Annotated in this window: 15 protein-coding genes; 13 read left to right on the plus strand and 2 right to left on the minus strand. The window is 49.2% G+C overall.

All coding sequences use genetic code 11. From position 1 onward, the window contains the following. The first annotated feature begins 127 nt into the window (after positions 1–127). The 5 genes from H8S80_RS33315 (at position 128) to H8S80_RS33335 (ending at position 8,046) form a co-directional block, all read left to right on the plus strand. Complete coding sequence (locus H8S80_RS33315; RefSeq protein ID WP_187049096.1) at positions 128–2,518, plus strand: hemoblobin-interacting domain-containing protein; 2,391 nt, start codon at positions 128–130, stop codon at positions 2,516–2,518. A 181-nt stretch (positions 2,519–2,699) separates the two neighbouring features. Further along, positions 2,700–2,849, plus strand: coding sequence for a hypothetical protein (locus H8S80_RS33320; protein ID WP_157386212.1), 150 nt, complete (start codon positions 2,700–2,702; stop codon positions 2,847–2,849). 94 nt (positions 2,850–2,943) lie between these two features. Next, positions 2,944–4,203, plus strand: a complete 1,260-nt coding sequence (gene hisS, locus H8S80_RS33325; RefSeq protein WP_002602176.1) for a histidine--tRNA ligase — start codon at positions 2,944–2,946, stop codon at positions 4,201–4,203. 26 nt (positions 4,204–4,229) lie between these two features. Next, positions 4,230–6,020 (plus strand): aspartate--tRNA ligase, encoded by a 1,791-nt coding sequence (gene aspS, locus H8S80_RS33330; RefSeq protein WP_002602177.1) that lies wholly within the window; start codon positions 4,230–4,232, stop codon positions 6,018–6,020. Positions 6,021–6,213: 193 nt separating this feature from the next. Then, positions 6,214–8,046, plus strand: a complete 1,833-nt coding sequence (locus tag H8S80_RS33335; protein ID WP_117633713.1) for a bifunctional metallophosphatase/5'-nucleotidase — start codon at positions 6,214–6,216, stop codon at positions 8,044–8,046. 172 nt (positions 8,047–8,218) lie between these two features. On the opposite strand, the gene H8S80_RS33340 is transcribed toward H8S80_RS33335, so the two are convergent. Beyond that, positions 8,219–8,896: a cyclic nucleotide-binding domain-containing protein gene (locus H8S80_RS33340; protein WP_117633714.1), complete on the minus strand. Its 678-nt coding sequence runs from the start codon at positions 8,894–8,896 to the stop codon at positions 8,219–8,221. 113 nt (positions 8,897–9,009) lie between these two features. Between H8S80_RS33340 and H8S80_RS33345 the strand changes: the two genes are divergently transcribed. The 8 genes from H8S80_RS33345 to H8S80_RS33380 all read left to right on the plus strand — a co-directional run bounded on the left by H8S80_RS33345 (position 9,010) and on the right by H8S80_RS33380 (position 18,255). After that, positions 9,010–9,840 carry an amidohydrolase family protein gene (locus tag H8S80_RS33345; RefSeq protein ID WP_025531186.1) on the plus strand — a complete coding sequence of 277 codons (831 nt, stop codon included), beginning with the start codon at positions 9,010–9,012 and terminating at the stop codon, positions 9,838–9,840. Positions 9,841–9,893: 53 nt separating this feature from the next. Further along, complete coding sequence (locus tag H8S80_RS33350) at positions 9,894–11,012, plus strand: ABC transporter substrate-binding protein (protein WP_002602181.1); 1,119 nt, start codon at positions 9,894–9,896, stop codon at positions 11,010–11,012. An 87-nt stretch (positions 11,013–11,099) separates the two neighbouring features. Then, positions 11,100–11,900, plus strand: a complete 801-nt coding sequence (locus H8S80_RS33355) for an ABC transporter permease (protein ID WP_002602182.1) — start codon at positions 11,100–11,102, stop codon at positions 11,898–11,900. A 16-nt stretch (positions 11,901–11,916) separates the two neighbouring features. Further along, entirely contained in the window at positions 11,917–12,672 is a 756-nt protein-coding gene (locus H8S80_RS33360; protein ID WP_029467664.1) for an ABC transporter ATP-binding protein, read from the plus strand. A 233-nt stretch (positions 12,673–12,905) separates the two neighbouring features. Next, positions 12,906–13,448, plus strand: coding sequence for a GNAT family N-acetyltransferase (locus H8S80_RS33365; protein WP_002602184.1), 543 nt, complete (start codon positions 12,906–12,908; stop codon positions 13,446–13,448). A gap of 45 nt (positions 13,449–13,493) precedes the next feature. Continuing rightward, the gene (locus H8S80_RS33370) at positions 13,494–14,486 is read left to right on the plus strand and encodes a LacI family DNA-binding transcriptional regulator (protein WP_117633715.1); all 993 of its coding nucleotides are present in this window, start codon (positions 13,494–13,496) and stop codon (positions 14,484–14,486) included. Between the two features lie 358 nt (positions 14,487–14,844). Further along, positions 14,845–16,764, plus strand: coding sequence for a PTS sucrose transporter subunit IIABC (locus H8S80_RS33375; RefSeq protein ID WP_117633716.1), 1,920 nt, complete (start codon positions 14,845–14,847; stop codon positions 16,762–16,764). Positions 16,765–16,824: 60 nt separating this feature from the next. Beyond that, positions 16,825–18,255, plus strand: coding sequence for a glycoside hydrolase family 32 protein (locus H8S80_RS33380; protein WP_117633717.1), 1,431 nt, complete (start codon positions 16,825–16,827; stop codon positions 18,253–18,255). Between the two features lie 49 nt (positions 18,256–18,304). Here the strand turns inward: H8S80_RS33380 and H8S80_RS33385 are convergent, their stop codons facing one another. Further along, positions 18,305–18,661 (minus strand): DUF6176 family protein, encoded by a 357-nt coding sequence (locus H8S80_RS33385; RefSeq protein WP_181988081.1) that lies wholly within the window; start codon positions 18,659–18,661, stop codon positions 18,305–18,307. Positions 18,662–19,075 lie beyond the last annotated feature (414 nt).

Raw genomic sequence — 19,075 nt, forward strand, 5'->3', positions numbered from 1 at the left:
TTGAAGAATGTTCTTTTTATACATAAGAATATTTTACAACAAAAAGTGACAAAGGAAAACCCCAAAACCCCTCATGAGTGAGGGGCAGGGGAGTTGAGAGTGCCGAAGGCACTTTGTTCCCAATGCCATGATTCTTAATGAGATTGGGATCGATAATCAGGCTTCCGAGACGGTTCTCTCACGCTGGGCCGATATGACACCGGTTTCCGTGATGGATGGAGAAGCAGAGGAGCTGTACGATTTTATCTCCTATCTGAACGCAGTGAAGGATGCGAAGCTGGAAGACGGAAAATCACTTTCCTTCAGCGAATATGCGGAAATGGGAGCGGGATTGACGAAAAACCGTCCATATCAGGTCAAACGTGTGCTTGAGGATGGCCTTCTCGGTTCTACATTCCGTTTTAACGATGTCGTTGGAAAGAAAGCCCCTCAGCTGGAAGGGTTAGAGGGCGCTCTAGGAAATGATATTGTAATCAGGTGCAGTGTAGATCCGGCTTACCTTTCCGCTGTGACCGCTTTGTATCTGGATGACAATGCGGTTCAGTTGCGAAACGATGATTATATCAGCCAGTATTCTTACGATGAGGCGGAAGGTACGCTTACTATTTACGCGACAACAAAAGGAACCGCAGGAGGAACGCTTCAGCTGACCAAAGGAACTCATACTCTCCGTTTGACGGCAGAGGGCTACCAGACGGCAAACGTGGTATTAAAGGTAGACGGTTCCCTGGAAATATTTGAATTATCTCTTGTAAATCCCAATCCGGCGGCAGGAGAAGAGTCGGAGGATGCATCTGTTTATTATACCGGCCAGGACGTTCCTGTTATTGCAGCCTGCGGTGAATCCGATGAGGAGCAGAAAGAAATCCGCGGTGATTTCATGAAGCATCTGACGGGGATAACGCTGAAGAGACCGGATGGAAGCAGTTCTATGGTAACTTCGGAGACAGAAGGCACCATAGGAGGAGATGATAATTACATCCGCAGCGACTATGGATTTATCCTTCAGAAAGGACTGTTTGAAGAAGCCGGAAAATATACCGTAACAGCCAAGGCAGAAGGATATACGCCAAAGGTGCTGGAATTTACCATTGAAAAGAAAGCAAATCAGGGCGGTCAGGAAGAGGAAATCAAAAAGGTACCGGGAGTGGAGGCGCAGGAGTACGTGGAAGCCGGTTTCCTGTCGGGCAGCTGCTACAGGGTTACATTTGATGCCACCGATGAGACATTGCTGAAAGCATTTTTAAATAGTGAAGATCTTAAGGTGACTGTCAATGGAACTCCATATGCAAAGGTATTATCGGGGCTTTACGACGATCAGACCAAATCGTATAAACTGTCGAAGGACAGCAGCGCGGTGGAGAAGTATTTAGATTTGTCGACGGATGGATTTACGGAAAAAGAGAACCGCGTAGTTATGGAAGCGAAGGGATTTGAAAAGCTGGAATTTGTCATCAACGCAAAGGATAGCGCCGAAGGCAGAAAAGAGACACCGAAGATAGAAACCTTTGAACTTGTGAAAGACATTTTTGTATCCTCAGGTTACTATCGGGTGAGCTTCCTCGCAGAGGATGAAGACTCATTGAAAGAATATCTGGAGAGCAGGGATTTAAAGGTAACGGTCAATGGTAAAACGTATCAGAGAACCTCGATGAGTTTCTCCGACAGTGATAAGCAGTTATTCAAAGTATCCGGGGAAAATGGAGTGATGAAGTATCTGGATCTGACCTCAGACTGCTTTACTGAGGCGGAAAATAAGGTGACAGTCGAGAACGAGGGCTATGAGACGCTGGAGTTCACGATTGATTCAGATGAAAATACAGCAGAGAAACAGACCCCGCAGATGAAGTCTTATAAATACGTTGAAAAATCCTTTTTATATGCGGATTACTACAGAGTCGTCTTTGATACAACAGACGAAAAAGCGGCAAAGGAATATCTGGAAAATGAAGCTTTAACAGTATCGGTCAACGGCGTGCCATATACGAGAATTTCCATGGGTATATATGATGACTCTGAAACATCGTTCAAAGCAACCAGAGAAAATGGTGTAGTGAAGTATCTGGATCTGTCCGCAGATGGTTTCAGCGAAGGCGATAATACTGTGACCATCGAAGCAGATGGCTATGAGGTGCAGGAATTTACCATTACTGCGAAAGAAAAGTCCGCAGCGGTTGACTCGGCTGATTTAGCAGTCACGGTGCCGAAGGATAATCCGACAGAGGAAGAAAATACTGGAGCCCAGCTACCTGAGAATGGAAAGGATAACGAAGAGGGCGAAGGAGAGAAGGTGGAAACGCCGGAAGCCGGAGATGGAGAAGGAGAGAAGGTGGAAACGCCGGAAGCCGGAGATGGAGAAGGAGAGAAGGTGGAAACACCGGAAGCCGGAGATGGAGAAGGAGAGAAGGTGGAAACACCGGAAGCCGGAGATGAAGAGGGTGAGAAAGTAAAAACACCGGAAGCCGGAAAAGGCGACGAAGAGGAGACAGAAATACCAGAGACCGGAACCGGAAAATAAGAAGATGTAGAAATGCCGAATGCCGGAACTGGTGACAAAACTGCTGCAGAAACGCTGGATACCGGAAATAGAGACGGAGCGGCTGCAGAACTACCATAAATCCTAATAATATGCCCCTAAAGATGATGATTCAAATAAAATGATCGTCTTAGGGGCATATTTTTGTATATGAGATAGAAAAATGGAAGAACCAGTCAGCTTCCGCACAAAAATCAACGGGAAAATGCCTTATCCGGCGCATAAGTGGCTGTTCTGTGTTCAAAATACTGGTTTGCAGCAGCGTATCTATGAATATAAGAAGAAAAATTTCAAAAATCGCTTGCAAAACTAAAAAAGACCAGTAAAATAGAGAGAAGACATGTTATTCCCGCGAAAGCGGCGAAATACAGGGAAGAAATGAATAAAATGATAACGGAGTGAGACGTATGGCACTGAAAAAGAAACCGGTTACCGGCATGAAAGATATCCTGCCCGCAGAGATGGCGGTACGGGAATATGTAATGAATCAGATTCGTGAGACATACGGTGGATTTGGATTTAATTCCATCGAGACCCCGTGTGTGGAACATATTGAAAACCTGACCAGCAAGCAGGGCGGCGATAATGAGAAACTGATCTTCAAGATCATGAAGCGCGGAGACAAGCTGCACCTCGATACCGCGGAGACGGAGAACGATCTGGCAGACAGCGGTCTTCGCTATGATTTAACTGTACCGTTATGCCGCTATTACTCCAATAATGCGGCGACGCTTCCAGCGCCGTTCAAGGCACTGCAGATGGGCAGCGTATGGAGGGCGGACAAGCCTCAGAGAGGCAGATTCCGTCAGTTTGTTCAGTGTGATATTGATATTCTGGGCGATCCGACCAGACTGGCTGAAATCGAATTGATTCTCGCAACTACCACGCTTCTTGGCAAAGTCGGCTTTAAGGGTTACCATGTCCGTATCAATGACAGAAATATCTTAAAGGGAATGGCGTCCTACTGTGGTTTCCCGGAGGAATCCTTTGACCAGGTGTTTATCATTCTGGATAAGATGGATAAGATTGGCATGGAAGGCGTCCGCGCCGAGCTTTTAGAAGCCGGCTATGAGAAAGAGAAGATTGATCAGTATTTAGCCCTGTTCGGTTCGGTGACACCGGATGCGGCGGGTGTCCGTTCGATTGGCGAGACATTAAAAGACGTAATGGATCCGGAGATGGCGGAAAATCTGGCAGCCATCATGGACAGCGTAAACAGCATCGCTACCAGTCAGTTCGATATTATCTTCGATCCGACCCTGGTGCGGGGAATGTCTTACTATACCGGCACGATCTATGAAATCCAGGTAGATGGCTTCCCGGGATCTTTGGGCGGCGGCGGCCGCTACGATAAGATGATCGGCAAATTTACCGGCATGGAGACACCGGCCTGCGGCTTCTCCATCGGCTTCGAGAGAATCATTACCATCCTGATGGAAGAGGGCTTTACCGTTCCGGGAAGTACGGAGAAGAAGGCATTTCTGATCGAAAAGGGCGTCAGTGCCGATGTGATGACAGCGGCTATTCAGGAGGCCATGGACGAGCGTGCAAAGGGTGTCTGCGTTCTCGTATCTCAGATGAACAAGAACAAGAAGTTCCAGAAGGAGAATTTACAGAAGGAAGGCTATACCGAATTTAAGGAATTTTACAGGGAAGCTTTGAAATAATATTACGATTAAGTTGGAGGAACATTATGGCAGAATCAATGCTGGGACTGAAAAGATCCCATAGATGTACAGAGGTAACGAGCAGCAATGCCGGTGAGACCGTCACCGTTATGGGCTGGGTGCAGAAGAGCAGAAATAAAGGCGGAATTATTTTCGTGGATTTAAGAGACCGTTCCGGTATTCTGCAGATTATCTTCGAGGAGAGTGACTGCGGCGCTGAGAATTTTGCAAAGGCTGAGAAGCTGAGAAGCGAATTCGTAATCGCGGTAACCGGACACGTGGAGAAGCGTGCAGGCGGAGTGAACGAAAATCTGGCAACCGGTGACATTGAGGTCAGAGCAGAGAGTCTTCGCGTTCTTTCCGAATCAGAGACACCGCCATTCCCGATTGAGGAGAACAGCAAGACGAAGGAAGAACTTCGTTTAAAATACCGCTATCTTGATTTGAGAAGACCTGATATTCAGAGAAATATTATGGTCAGAAGCCAGGTCGCGATCATCACGAGAGCATTTCTGGCAGAGGAAGGCTTCTTCGAGATTGAGACTCCTACCCTGATTAAGAGCACACCGGAAGGCGCACGAGATTATCTCGTACCGAGCCGTGTTCATCCGGGAGCCTTCTATGCGCTTCCGCAGTCTCCGCAGTTATATAAGCAGCTGCTCATGTGTTCCGGCTATGACCGGTATTTCCAGCTGGCCAGATGCTACCGTGATGAAGACTTACGCGCAGACAGACAGCCGGAATTTACACAGATCGATATGGAGCTGTCCTTCGTGGACGTGGAAGACGTCCTTGAGGTAAATGAGAGACTGTTAAAGAGATTATTTAAGGAAATCTGTAATTTTGATCTGGAACTTCCAATTCCCAGAATGACATGGCGCGAGGCGATGGACCGCTTCGGCTCCGATAAGCCTGATATGCGTTTTGGCATGGAATTAAAGAACGTGTCCGATGTGGTTCGTGGTTCCGAGTTTGCAGTATTTAAAAATGCCCTGGAAGCAGGCGGTTCCGTGCGCGGTATCAATGCAGACGGCCAGGGAGCCATGCCTCGTAAGAAGATCGACGCCCTGGTGGAATTCGCAAAGGGCTTCGGTGCAAAGGGACTGGCTTACATTGCCATAGCTGAGGATGGAACTTACAAGTCCTCCTTTGCAAAATTCATGACAGAGGATGAGCTTCACGCATTAGTAGAAGCCATGGAAGGAAAGCCGGGAGACTTACTCCTCTTTGCGGCTGACAGAGATAAAGTGGTATTCGATGTATTAGGAAACTTAAGGCTTGAGCTGGCCAAGCAGCAGGATTTACTGAAGAAGGACGACTTCAAGTTCTTATGGGTAACGGAATTCCCGCTTCTTGAGTATTCCGAGGAACAGGGACGTTTCGTTGCCATGCACCATCCATTTACCATGCCGATGGACGAGGACTGGCATTTAATCGACAGCGATCCGGGCGCAGTGCGTGCAAAAGCCTACGATATCGTGTTAAATGGTACCGAGATGGGCGGCGGCTCTGTCCGTATCCATCAGGGAGACATCCAGTCCAAGATGTTCGAAGTACTGGGCTTCACCCCGGAGCAGGCACAGGAGCAGTTCGGATTCCTGCTTGACGCATTTAAATACGGAGTACCGCCTCACGCAGGCCTGGCTTACGGCCTCGACCGTGTGGTGATGCTCATGGTAGGTGCTGACAGCATCCGTGACGTAATCGCATTCCCGAAGGTGAAGGACGCTTCCTGTATGATGTCAGAAGCACCGGCGCCGGTTGATCCAAAACAGCTGGAAGAGCTGTACATTGAGATCGCAGAGACAGAAGAATAAAGAGAAATAGAGACAGATACAGACAGCCCGCATCTCGCGCCGGAAATGGCGCCAGGATGCGGGCTGGTGTTTGTCATTCTGTCAGCTTATTTCATTAATATAAGAAAAAAACAGGAAAACAATACCCTTATTTTACATTTATCTGTTATAATAAACTTAAAGGTAAAAAATGTAAAAAAGGAGGCTTTAAGAAATGAAAAGAAGCGGAAAAAGAAGGTTTCTGTCTCTGTGGCTCACGCTGCTGATGGTGCTGTCCCTGACCACTGGCATGTCGTTTACTGCGGCGGCGGCAGACCACGATATCGTTGTGCTGTATACCAACGATGTCCACTGCGGCGTTGATGACAACATCGGATATGCAGGGCTGGCGCTTTATAAGAAGCAGATGCTTGAGCAGACACCGTACGTTGTCCTCGTGGACGCCGGCGATGCCATTCAGGGCGCGCCCATCGGAACGCTTTCCGATGGAGGCTACTTAATCGATATCATGAATAAGGTTGGCTATGACTTCGCCATACCTGGAAACCATGAATTCGATTACGGTATGCCCCGTTTCCTGGAACTGGCGGGGAAACTGAGCTGCGGCTACTATTCCTGTAACTTCCTGGATCTGCGCACAGGACAGACCGTATTCGCCCCGTACAAGATGATGACATACGGAGATACGAAGGTTGCCCTCGTAGGCGCCAGCACACCGGAAAGCTTTACGAAATCCACTCCGGCGTATTTCCAGGATGCAAACGGAAACTATATCTACAGCTTCTGTGAGGATGAGAGCGGACAGAAGCTCTACGACCGGATTCAGTCCAGCGTGGACGCGGCCAGAGCGGATGGAGCCAATTACGTCATTCTTGTCGGCCATCTGGGAGAAAACGGAACCACCGAGCGCTGGTCATCTGACAGCATCATTAAGAATACCAACGGGATTGATGCTGTGATCGACGGCCACTCTCATGAGACGGTTCCCTCCAAGGTTGTGAAGAACAAGGACGGAAAAGATATCACGCTTACGCAGACCGGGACGAAGCTTCAGGATATCGGAAAGATGACGATCAAAAAAGACGGAACAATCACGACAGAACTGATCTCCAAGGTAGAGGCCGGAGGCGCTTCCAGAGCGTATACGGTTAAGTCCGGGGACTCCTTAAGCAGAATTGCAAAGAGAGAACTGGGATCCTATAACCGCTGGAGAGAGATTTACGATGCCAACAGAGATAAGATTAAAAATCCTGATATGCTGACGATCGGCATGAAGCTCACGCTTCCAGGCGGAAGTGCCGTCACGGAGGACGGGAAAAATGTGGACTATGACACCGATCAGTTCATCAAAGGAATTCAGGCGCAGTACAATGAGACGTTAAAAGCAGTTCTGGGGCACAGTGACGTGGACTTGACCGTCAACGATCCTGCGACGGGAGAACGCGCAGTGCGAAGCGCTGAGACGAACCTGGGCGATCTGACTGCTGATGCATACCGCTGCGTACTGGGCGCCGATATCGGATTATCCAACGGCGGAGGCATCCGTGCCAACATAGCGGCAGGCAATATCACATATAACGATACACTGGCAGTATTCCCATACGGAAACATGGGATGCGTAGTGGAAGTGAAGGGCCAGCAGATTAAGGACGCTCTGGAGATGGCTTCCAGAAACTGCCCGGATGAAAACGGCGGCTTCCTTCAGGTATCAGGACTATCCTATACCATCGATACTTCTGTTCCGACTACGGTTCAGACCGATGAAAAGGGGAACTTTATAAAAGTTGGCGGCGCTTACCGCGTGACCGATATCAAGGTAGGGGCAGAAGCTCTGGATGTAAACAAGACATATACGGTCGCTTCCCATAACTACATGCTGAAATCCGGCGGTGACGGAATGACCATGTTCGCAGGTGCGAATATCACAAGGGACGAGGTCATGACGGATGTGGACATTCTTTCCGCATATATCAATACCAACTTAGGCGGCAATGTAGGCGCTGATTACGGCGACCCGCGCGGCCAGGGAAGAATTACGGTAAAATAGTATCAGTGAATGAATGACATCAAATAAAATGTTATAAAATCAATACCATAAAATGACGCATTAGCGACTTCATTAATACTTATTATAAAAAGAGCGGTCTCACGATCTATAATTCGTGAGCCGCCTTTTTAATATATATCAATCGTCTTCAAGCCTTTGTCTTCCTCCCCATCTATTCCTCCTCCCGTATCTCCTCCGCCAGCTCCCGCACCTTATCCCAGTCCAGGATTCGGACGCCCTTTGGTACACGTTCCAGAATCTGTTCCTCACACATGGTGGAGATTAGATGCATCAGGTGGCGGTAGGAGATCGTTAAGTACTCCGCAATCTCTGTGTATTTCACAGACAGCAGTCCGCCGTTCTGGAGAAGGAGCAGACAGGCGGCAAAATTATTGCGGCTGGGATAGGCGGTCAGGCTCATGTATTTGCGGTTCTGGGCCACATTCTGTTTTAAGGCCATGCTGCAGCAGAACCTCAGAAACTGTGCATCCTGCAGAAGTCCGGCACGGCAGCCCTTTGTGTCGATCTCGATAAAGCGGCATCTCGTCTGTGCCACCAGGGGATAGGGGCGTTTGTTCTCCTCAAACAGCTCCGGTACGCCGAAGAGGCTGAACGGCGTAAAAAAATTAATCAGCGACTGCCGGCCATTTTTATGGAAGCCATACAGCTTCGCCGTCCCCTGAACCAGGTAGAGAATCCTCGTCAGCTGATCGGTGTTGCGGATAATATATTCGCCCTTTTCATACTCTGTGACACGGACATGAGGACGGATATCAAAGGAAAAATGGCTCTCGAACTCATGCTCCTTCAATACCCTGTCCGTCACGGCCGTGTTCTCTGCACTCTTCATTTCACACCTCCTAAAATTCACCAAAATGTGAGAAATCTCATATTCTTTTCATTTCCTTTATTATATACTAAGTAAAGCAAAATTAATATGAATATTTGTATAGGAGTACAAACGTGTATAAGAAAATTGATTTCAGGGTACGCCCGCCCTACGGAAATTATCTGACCATGTTCCAGAACGAACAGGCGCATTTCGCACGGCTCGCAGACGCATTCGATATGACCGTCTCCGAATCACAGCGCACGGGAAATCTGGAGCAGTTTGTAAAAGAAATGGATCTGGCAGACATCGAGCTCTCAGTCGTTCCCGGAAGAAAGAATCTGGGGGTGGAAAGCGAGGGAATGTTTCCGCTTACAGCGAGATATCCCGGCCGTTTTATGATCTTTCCCTACATCGATCCGACCGACGGGGATGAGGCTCTTTACGAGATCGACCGATGCAGGGACCGGTGGGATATCCGGGGAGTGAGCATAGAGCCGACCTATCAGCCGAAGCCCTATGCTTTCGATGACCCGATCGCATTTCCCATGTATGAGAAACTCGAAAAAGAGGATCTGGCCCTGTTTGTGAGCTACAGTGCCAAGCTTCTGCCGGTGGTTGACCCGGACACGGTGCGCCAGCTGGGGAGTGTGCTGCACCATTTTCCGGATTTAAAGATCATCGTGGGCCATGGAGGTTGGCCATGGCACTTAGAGGTGATGGCCATGGCATTTAACTCACCTAATATTTACATTGTTCCGGATATGTATGGATTAACCGGAGCGGGAAGCGGGGATTATATTAAAGCGGCCAATACGCTGATGAAGCACCAGATGCTGTTCGGCACGGCCTATCCCATCCTCAACATCATGGATACAGCCAGGTTTTACGAAAACTGCGGCTTAAAAGAATCCGTAAAGCCGGATTTCTTTTACAATAATGCAGCAAAGCTGCTCAAACTGTAACACACCTGGCTGTACAGCCACCACCAAACACACAAAAAGAGAAGGAACGCAACATGAAAAAAGTATTATCTATCGGACTGTCAATCTGTATGGCAGCAGCCCTGTTCGGGTGCTCGTCCGGAGCTGGCAGGGACACGGCTCCGCAGACGACGGCTTCCGCAGAAGCAGACACAACGAAGGCGGCAGGGGAAGAGGCAGAGAACGCGGAATCCGCATCGGGGGATACGACGGCCGCGGAGACGAAGGCGGAGGCGTCCATCGATGACTACGTATACGACGGCGATCCGATTGAGATTCATCTGGGGGACATCAACAGCCAGTTTCCATTAAATCTGGCTTACAATCTGGGATATTTGCAGGAAGAATTTGAGGGAAGCAACGTGACCTTTACGATGGATTACTTCCAGAACGGTCCGGCCATCTCCGAGGCGTTCGCTTCCGGTGATCTGGATTTCGCAGAGTTCGGCGAACAGGCGGCGATCGCGGGTATCTCCGCTGACTACGGTTATAAGATTATCGGCCGCAACTGCGATACGGAAACGATGTATCCGCTGGTGGTCAACAAAGATATTACGGACGCGGAGGGACTCAAGGGGGCTAAGGTCGCCGTATCCGTCGGTACCAGCGCCCACTACCTGCTTTTGACATACTTACATTCTCTTGGACTTTCCGAGGATGATATCGAACTGGTCAACACGAACGATACGGTGACGCTTCTCGCTTCCGGTGAAGTGCAGGGGGCGGCCGACCAGCTGGCAAAATTCAGTTCCATGATCGATGCCGGTGACGTACATGTACTGGCTGATGGAGCTGTCAGCGAGACCTGCCAGATCAGTGCATTTGTGGGACGTACGGAATTCTGTGAGAAATACCCGGAAATCACGGCCAAGGTCCTGAAGGTGGTTCAGCGCGTGGATGACTGGATGGCGGAGAGCGAAGATAATCAGAAAAAAGCATTTACCACACTGGCAGAAATCACCCAGCGGGAGGAAACCTGGTTTTCCACCATGTACAGCGGCTCTAATTTTGGCATCAACTTGACGGAACAGGATCTGCGCGTGTTGGGCGAGGTGCTGGAATTCATGAAGAGCAATGATCTGTTATCCAATCCGGATATCACCATGGACGATATTCTGGAACTGAAATATCTGGAAATGGCCGGTTACCGGTAAATGGCATTAAAACCGGCGGCTGTACGTCTGACTGGATGGTCCGCCGGTTTTGCCGTACATCGGAATAAATGGAAAGGAAGTTTACGAATGTTCAATCTCAAAACCCAAAACAGCGCCAGACAAAATAAAATACTGCCGGTAATCGCCATTGTATTTCCCGTCCTGGTGATTCTTATCTGGCAGTATGCGTCAACTCACGGACTGGTGAAGGCTTCTCTTGTACCGGCTCCCCTGACGATTGCAAAGACATTTCTGTCCTATATCGAATCAGGAAAGCTCTGGAAAAACTTAAGCGTCAGCTTCGGCCGTGTGGCGTGCGGTTATGTGATCGGTGCGATGTGCGGCGTGGCAGTGGGATTTCTGATGGGGCTGTTTAAGCCGGTGAGCGCGGCTTTAAACGGTATCGTCAGCGTACTCCGCCCGATTCCGACCATCGCGCTGGTCCCGATTGTGATTCTGCTGGCTGGTATCGGATTCTCTTCTAAGGTTGCAATTATCGCTTTCGGCTCCTTCTGGCCGGTGCTGCTCAATACCATGCACGGAATTCAGACCGTGGACAACAAGCTACTGGAAGTGGCCTACACATACCGGATACGGACCTCAAAAACTATTTTAAGGATCATCGTTCCCTCCTCCATCCCCGCCATTCTCACAGGCCTCCGGCTTGGAATGAGCAATGCGTGGATGAGTGTGGTTGCCGCAGAAATGATCGCTTCCTCCACCGGCATCGGTTATTTAATCACCCTGTCCCGTGAGACGGCAAATGCCCGCGTCATGTACATGTGCGTGCTGGTCATCGGCGTGATCGGCCTGATCATCGACAAGGGCCTGACCCGGCTGGAACACTATTATCTGGCAAAGACCCGCGGCATTATCGACAGCAAATAAGGAGGGCGGATATACCATGGCAGAGAACACAAATATTCTTGAGATCAATGGCCTGCATAAGAATTTCTTTATCAGGGGGCAGAAATTCGAAGTGCTCGCAGGCGTCGATTTAACGGTTAAAAAAGGGGAGCTGCTGGCCATAGTCGGAGCCAGCGGATGTGGGAAAAGCACGCTGTTAAAGCTGATCACCACTCTGGAGACGATCAGCTCCGGCGAGATTTTACTGGATGGGGAGCCGGTAAACGGGCCATCCCCAAAATGCAGCATGATATTCCAGGAGGCAAGGCTTTTTCCCTGGCTGACCGTAGAGCAGAACATCGAGTTTGTAATATCCGATACTGTGCCGAGGGCCGAGAAAAAGAAAATGGTGGATTATTACATTAAACTGGTAGGGCTGACCGAGTTCACAAACGCCGTGCCGAACCAGCTTTCCGGCGGCATGCAGCAGCGTGTCAGCATCGCCCGCGCACTCGCCACAAGGCCTCAGCTGCTTCTTTTGGATGAACCATTCGGCGCGCTGGATGCATTTACCCGTATGGCCATGCAGCAGGAAGTGCTGCGCATATGGGAGCAGGACAAGACGACGATGATGATCGTCACGCACGATATCGACGAGGCGATCTACTTAAGCAACCGGGTTGTGATTATGGGAAAAAATCCGGGTGTTGTAAAGAAGATTGTACCTGTAAACCTGCCATTTCCAAGGGATCGTACCGATTCCGCATTCCTGGAAATCCGCGGGGAGATTATGAAAGAATTTCTGGATACGTAAATTCGGAAGCGATTGCGATAAAGACGCTGGGAAAGGTAGAGAGTACACTACGTTTCACAGCGTCTTTCTTGAATTTCCATTTCCTCCGGAACTGTGGTATACTTGAAAAAAGAGGTCCGGACCCGGTTAAGGCCGCAGAAATCCTGTAAAATCTTCTGTCAGAAGCCCCCCGTTGAAAACTTTCAGGAAAAATGGTACACTGTTAGTTACAAAACAGGAACAGGAGAGATATCATGCTATTGAAAGAACCACAGTCCCGCTTCGAGGAGTACTACCGTATCTATGAAGAGTCCTTCCCCAGCAAGGAGCGGCGGACTAGGGAGCAGCAGAGAGACATTTTAAGTCATCCGTGCCACCGTGTCAGGATTAAGGAGGAAGACGGCAGTATGCTGGCGTTTGTGAGCTATTGGGAACTGCCCGGCTGTCTGTTTTTGGAACATCTGGCTACCACGGAGCGGTGCAGGGGAAAAGGGTATGGAAAGCAGCTGGTGGAGGAATGCCTTGCCGAGACGGACAAACCCGTGTTTCTGGAGATTGAACCCGTGACGGAGAAAGACCCGATGACGGGAAGGCGGGCTGGTTTTTATGAACGACTGGGATTTTTCATCAATACGTTCCCCTATATGCAGCTTCCGCTGAAGGAGGAGGACCATCCCATTCCGCTGTGGGTGATGAGTTATGGAAAACCTGTGACAAAAGAAGAGTTTGAACCTTATAAGAATGAAATACACGAGATTGCCTATGGAACGGCTTCTGACCGTTTCCGGAAGGAATAGAGAAAATGACAGCGAACCAGTGCTGCGGTGAATCAGGGGAAGCCGATGAATATTAATGAAATAGCGAAGCTGGCGGGAGTGTCCAGGGCGACGGTCTCACGGTTTTTAAATGACGGCTACGTCAGTGAGGATAAAAAAGAGAAAATAAGAAAAGTGATCGAGGAGACCGGGTATAAGCCTTCCGCCCAGGCCCAGACGCTGAGGACGAAGAAGACGAATCTGATCGGGGTGATTATCCCGAAGATCAATTCTGCATCCATCAGCCGTATGGTGGCGGGAATCAGCGCAGTGCTGTCCAAAGCAGGCTACCAGCTCCTCCTTGCCAATACGGATAATGATGAGAAGGAAGAGGTCAAGTATCTGCGTGTGCTGGCCGAGAACCAGGTCGATGGAATTATCCTGATCGGAACCGTGTTTACGGCGTCTCATAAGAAGGTCCTGAAGGAGCTTGCCGTTCCGGTGGTGATCCTGGGCCAGAGCCTTGCGGGGTATTCCTGCGTCTATCACGATGACTATCACGCAGCATACGACCTGACTTCTCTGCTGCTCGCCCATGGAAAGCACCCGGCCTGCATAGGCGTGCTGGAGCGTGACGAGGCGGCTGGTAAGCGTAGAAAGGAAGGCTTTCTGGATGCAGTGAGAGACGCCGGAATCGGCGCGGACCGGGTACCCTATGCGGAAGGCAAATTCAGCATGGATTCCGGATATGAGCAGACGAAGCTTCTTTTGAGTGAAAATCCTGAGATCGATTCCATTTTCTGCGCCACGGACAGTATCGCCACAGGCGGTGTGACGTATCTGCGGGAGATCGGAAGGCAGGTCCCGGAGGAGATTCAGATTGCCGGGATCGGAGATTCAGACACAGCACGGGTGTGCGTGCCGAGGCTGACCACCGTTCACTACTATTATAAGACGAGCGGGGAAGAGGCCGCGCGCATGCTGGTCAACATGCTGAGCGCCGGAGACCAGATTCGCCGGGAGGTGAAGATGGGATATGAGATCGTTTATGGGAAGAGTACGATAGTTCAGGGAGAGTAAGGCCAGGCAGGGAAAAGCCGGATCGGACACAGGATATGAATGCTGTCCGGCCCGGCTTATTTTAATGGAAAATTTTAATGAGAAAATTTTAATGAGAAATTTTAATGAGAAATTTTAATGAGAAATTTTAAGGGGAAACGTCTTCAAATAGGGAGACCAGCGGATTTTGTGCATTTTATACAAAAAAATAGTTTTTGTTTGTTATATTGGACGGTTTACAGTAAAGAATGGAGGGTATATAATAAAAACAAGATATGAGATCGATCTCATATAAAATTAAAAGTAAACACAAAGAAGACAGAATAATAAAAGGGAAAAAGAATGGGAACAATTTCATAAGATGTATAGGAGGGTAATTATGGATTACAGGGAATCAGCAAAGCAGGTATTTGAATTGATCGGCGGAAAATCCAATCTGATATCGGCAGCCCACTGTGCCACCAGACTGCGCCTTGTGGTGGCAGATGAGTCGGTCTGTAAAAAGGGAGCCATAGAGAATGTAGACGGGGTGAAGGGAGTGTTCAGTGCCTCCGGCCAGCTTCAGATCATTTTCGGCACGGGCACGGTGAATAAAGTCTATGAGGAGTTTATCGCTGTGGCCGGAATTACAGCCGCATCGAAGGATGAGGTAAAGCAAGCCGCCGCGAAGAAGGGGAATCCGTTCCAGAGAGCGATCAAGGCGCTCGGTGATGTGTTCGTCCCCATTATTCCGGCCATCGTTGCCAGCGGTCTCCTGATGGGACTTTTAGAAGGTATCTGCAAGGTATACCCGGCGCTTGCCGGATCGGGAACCTATACGATTCTTCACCTGATGAGCAGTGCGGCCTTCACCTTCCTTCCTGTCTTAATTGCGTTCAGCGCGGCAAAGGTTTTCGGCGGCAATCCATTTCTGGGAGCCGTTATCGGTATGGTCATGATCCATCCGGACCTCCTTAACGCATGGTCCGTGGCGGGAGCCGAGTCGATTCCGACTGCTTCCGTGTGGTTTGGCCTCTATAACATTAATCTCACCGGTTACCAGGGCCATGTGATTCCAGTCGTCATCGCGGTGTTCTTCATGTCGAAGCTGGAGAAGAAGCTGCATAAGATCGTTCCTGAGATGTTTGACTTATTTGTAACTCCGCTTGTGACGGTCCTTGTGACAGGATACGTAACTCTGACTGTTTTTGGCCCGGTCTTCTCGCTGCTGGAAAATGGCGTCCTGGAAGGCGTGAAGTTCCTGATCACCATTCCATTCGGCATCGGTTCGTTCTTTGCCGGCGCGGTCTACGCCCCGACGGTTGTGGCCGGAGTTCATCATATGTATAATGCACTGGAAGCCGGTCTGTTAAGCTCTGCCGGAATCAACACCTGGATGCCGATTGCCACGGCGGCCAATGTGGCCCAGGGCGGCGCGGCTCTCGCTATAGCCATGAAGACGAAGAATAAAAAAGTGAAGGAGCTGGCGCTTCCCGCCTCCCTCTCCGCATTTCTGGGCATTACGGAACCCGTTATCTTCGGTGTGAACTTAAGATTTATGAAATCCTTTATTGCCGGCTGCATCGGCGGCGCCTGCGGAGCCATGGTATCCGGTATTCTCGGTGTCGGCGCTTCCGCTTACGGAATCACAGGACTGTTCGGATTCCTCATCACCACCGACTATGTATGGCAGTATGCGCTGGTCATTCTCGTGGCAGCAGCAGTGGCGTTCTTCCTTTCCTGGTCACTATTCCATGACGAGAAGGAAGAAAAAGAAGCAAACGATAAAATAGATGCAGACAACGAGTCTCATGATTCCAAAGAACCTTTCGTGAACACAACCGCAGAAAGTACTCCGAACACGCCTCATACCGTTTACAGCCCTCTGAGCGGAACTGTCATCCCTATGACAGAAGTAAAGGATCCTACATTTGCTGCTGAAGTTCTCGGTAAGGGAGCGGCGGTGGTACCATCTGAGGGAAAAGTCTTTTCCCCGTGTGACGGCACTGTAGTCACGATCTTTGAGACCTGCCATGCGATTGGACTGATGTCCGGAGATGGAACGGAGATTTTAATCCACGTAGGGCTCGACACCGTACAGCTGGGAGGAAAGCATTTTACTCCTCATGTGAAGAGCGGAGACATCGTGAAAAAGGGCGATTTAATGCTGGAATTCGATACGGAAGCTATTCAGGCAGCGGGATACGATATTACGACACCAGTGATCATCTCCAACAGTTATGCATATTCGTCTGTGGCAATGAGCGCGGAGGGCGCCGTCAGAGCAGGAGATGTTTTGATTACAGTAACCGAAGGATGACCGCATCGGGATTTCCCCAGAATAAAACCGATGCGGCGCCAGATTTGAAAGGAGCCGGCCATGAACCGAACCACCGGAAATGAAACAAAGGACCCTTATCGTTTAAAACTTCATTTGACGCCCCCCGCGGGCTGGCTCAACGATCCCAACGGCTTATGTCAGTATCACGGCACATACCATGCATTTTATCAGTATGTGCCGGAGAACGCCCTGGGAAAGGGGAGAAAATGCTGGGGCCACGCGGTCAGCAGCGATCTGATCCACTGGAAAGACGAGGGCATTTTCCTGGAACCCGACCGTCCCTTCGACCGGGACGGCGTCTATTCCGGATGCGCCTGGACCGATGAAAATGGAATCCATCTCTTTTACACCGGAAATGTAAAGGAAGAGGGAGATTATGATTATATCCACGAGGGCAGGCAGGCCGCCCAGGTATTGGTGGAGACAAAAGACGGAAGCAGGGCGGGAGAGAAGAGGCTGCTTCTCACCAATGATGACTATCCGAAGGACTGCACGCTTCACGTCAGAGATCCCAAGGTCTGGAAGGAAAATGGCAGATATCATATGATGCTGGGCGCCCGGAAGAACAGCGGCCAGGGCGCGGTGCTTCTCTATGAATCGGCCGATATGGTGACCTGGGAGTATGTAGGTGAGATGACAACAAAAAATCCATTTGGCTATATGTGGGAATGTCCGGACTGTTTTGAGATGGAGGACGCCGCATTTTTGTCCATCTGTCCGCAGGGACTGCCCCGGGGGGAATTTCAAAATCAGAATATTTACCAGTCCGGTTATGTCCGCCTTAAGGAGGGAATCGCCAGACCTCAGATGGTGGAAGCGGAGGCATTTACGGAGTGGGACAAGGGCTTTGATTTCTACGCACCGCAGACATTTACCGATGAGCAGGGTAGGAGAATCTTAATTGGATGGATGGGGCTCCCTGATATCGAGGGAGAGTACAGCAATCCGACGTTGGGCGATGGCTGGCAGCATGCCCTGACACTTCCCCGGGAAATCACGTATGAGGCCGGCCGGCTGTGCCAGAGGCCGGTGGAAGAATTAAAGCGGCTGCGCCGAAATGAGAGAGAGGTAAAAACAGGAGAAAACTCCGTCCTTTCCGAGGGGATATATGAGGTAGAGATAAATAAAACAGAAATCAATCAAAAAGATATCAATCAAAAAGATATCAATGGAATGGAACCGGCTTCCTGCCGTATCTGTTTTAACCAGGACCTGGTTCTGGATTATAAGGACGGAGTTTTCTCCATGAAATTTTTAAACCGGACGGGTGCCGGGCGTACTGTGAGGCGTGCCGAAATCGGCATTCTGGAGGATATCCGAATCATCATGGATACCTCTGCAATTGAAGTTTATGTAAACCAAGGCAGCACGGTATTCACTTCCAGATACTATCCGGCATCCGGAGAATCTCGTGTCGTGATCGATTGTGAGAAGAGCAGAATCAGACTGTGGGACTTAGAAAGTGTCTGATAATTGTGTTTCACTGTCCGGTCAATGGTTTCAGGGGGGCAGGATTGGTTTACCTGACAGCGTCTTCCATGTTGTCAAGGTAAAGAAGGCAATCCATGATATCCCCCCTGGAAAGATCTATGCATTCCTTCATATAGGCGAAATGCTGTTCATCCAGCCCACTGCCTTGATTGATCGCCTTATCGTTAGAAAAATTCACATCTTCACAGGCGAAAAACATGTAGACATACAGATTGCCGCCTTCCATTGTCTTGAAATACGCCTCCAGATAAGCGTGCTCATCTTTTAATAAGGCCTCTCCTGCCTTCCGGTTGGCGTTTAAGAAATTCAGCCATTCTTCTGCGGTTTCCTCTTTCCCTTTGATGATCTCATACTTATACAGCCTGATATCCATTTCCTTTTTCATGTGTAGGACCTCCTTTTGATATAGAGTTCTTTTTATTTGAAATATGGTTAGATTCAACTAACTATATTATACATGATTGATGCCTATGCGGCAATCATTCCTTTTAAATTTTGTCAGCGCTCTTTTCTTTCGCTAATCATCTGGTATAATAAAACATAATGCTATAGGCGGTGATCATAAAGTAAAACTACAAAACCATAGCGGTATTAAAAGGAGAGACAAAAATCATGGCAAAATTTACGATTGTATTTCACAGTGTCTGCGGAAACACGTATCAGATCGCAGACTGTTTTTACTTTCTAGGAAACTTCGCAAATCGGCCAAGATAGTGTATAATGGACTTGAAATAAAAAATCACATAACAAAAGAGCGAATGTAGTGATTCGCCACGACGTTGATTATGTAGTTTTTTGT

The sequence above is a fragment of the Hungatella sp. L36 genome, from assembly GCF_014288035.1.

Excerpts from the sequence above, each read along its gene's own strand:
- H8S80_RS33315 (WP_187049096.1), top strand. The coding sequence starts at position 128 with ATGATTCTTAATGAGATTGGGATCGATAATCAGGCTTCCGAGACGGTT.
- aspS (WP_002602177.1), top strand. The coding sequence starts at position 4,230 with ATGGCAGAATCAATGCTGGGACTGAAAAGATCCCATAGATGTACAGAG.
- H8S80_RS33340 (WP_117633714.1), bottom strand. The coding sequence starts at position 8,896 with ATGAAGAGTGCAGAGAACACGGCCGTGACGGACAGGGTATTGAAGGAG.
- H8S80_RS33370 (WP_117633715.1), top strand. The coding sequence starts at position 13,494 with ATGAATATTAATGAAATAGCGAAGCTGGCGGGAGTGTCCAGGGCGACG.
- H8S80_RS33335 (WP_117633713.1), top strand. The coding sequence starts at position 6,214 with ATGAAAAGAAGCGGAAAAAGAAGGTTTCTGTCTCTGTGGCTCACGCTG.
- H8S80_RS33350 (WP_002602181.1), top strand. The coding sequence starts at position 9,894 with ATGAAAAAAGTATTATCTATCGGACTGTCAATCTGTATGGCAGCAGCC.
- H8S80_RS33320 (WP_157386212.1), top strand. The coding sequence starts at position 2,700 with ATGGAAGAACCAGTCAGCTTCCGCACAAAAATCAACGGGAAAATGCCT.
- H8S80_RS33375 (WP_117633716.1), top strand. The coding sequence starts at position 14,845 with ATGGATTACAGGGAATCAGCAAAGCAGGTATTTGAATTGATCGGCGGA.
- H8S80_RS33365 (WP_002602184.1), top strand. The coding sequence starts at position 12,906 with ATGCTATTGAAAGAACCACAGTCCCGCTTCGAGGAGTACTACCGTATC.
- H8S80_RS33380 (WP_117633717.1), top strand. The coding sequence starts at position 16,825 with ATGAACCGAACCACCGGAAATGAAACAAAGGACCCTTATCGTTTAAAA.
- hisS (WP_002602176.1), top strand. The coding sequence starts at position 2,944 with ATGGCACTGAAAAAGAAACCGGTTACCGGCATGAAAGATATCCTGCCC.
- H8S80_RS33355 (WP_002602182.1), top strand. The coding sequence starts at position 11,100 with ATGTTCAATCTCAAAACCCAAAACAGCGCCAGACAAAATAAAATACTG.
- H8S80_RS33385 (WP_181988081.1), bottom strand. The coding sequence starts at position 18,661 with ATGAAAAAGGAAATGGATATCAGGCTGTATAAGTATGAGATCATCAAA.
- H8S80_RS33360 (WP_029467664.1), top strand. The coding sequence starts at position 11,917 with ATGGCAGAGAACACAAATATTCTTGAGATCAATGGCCTGCATAAGAAT.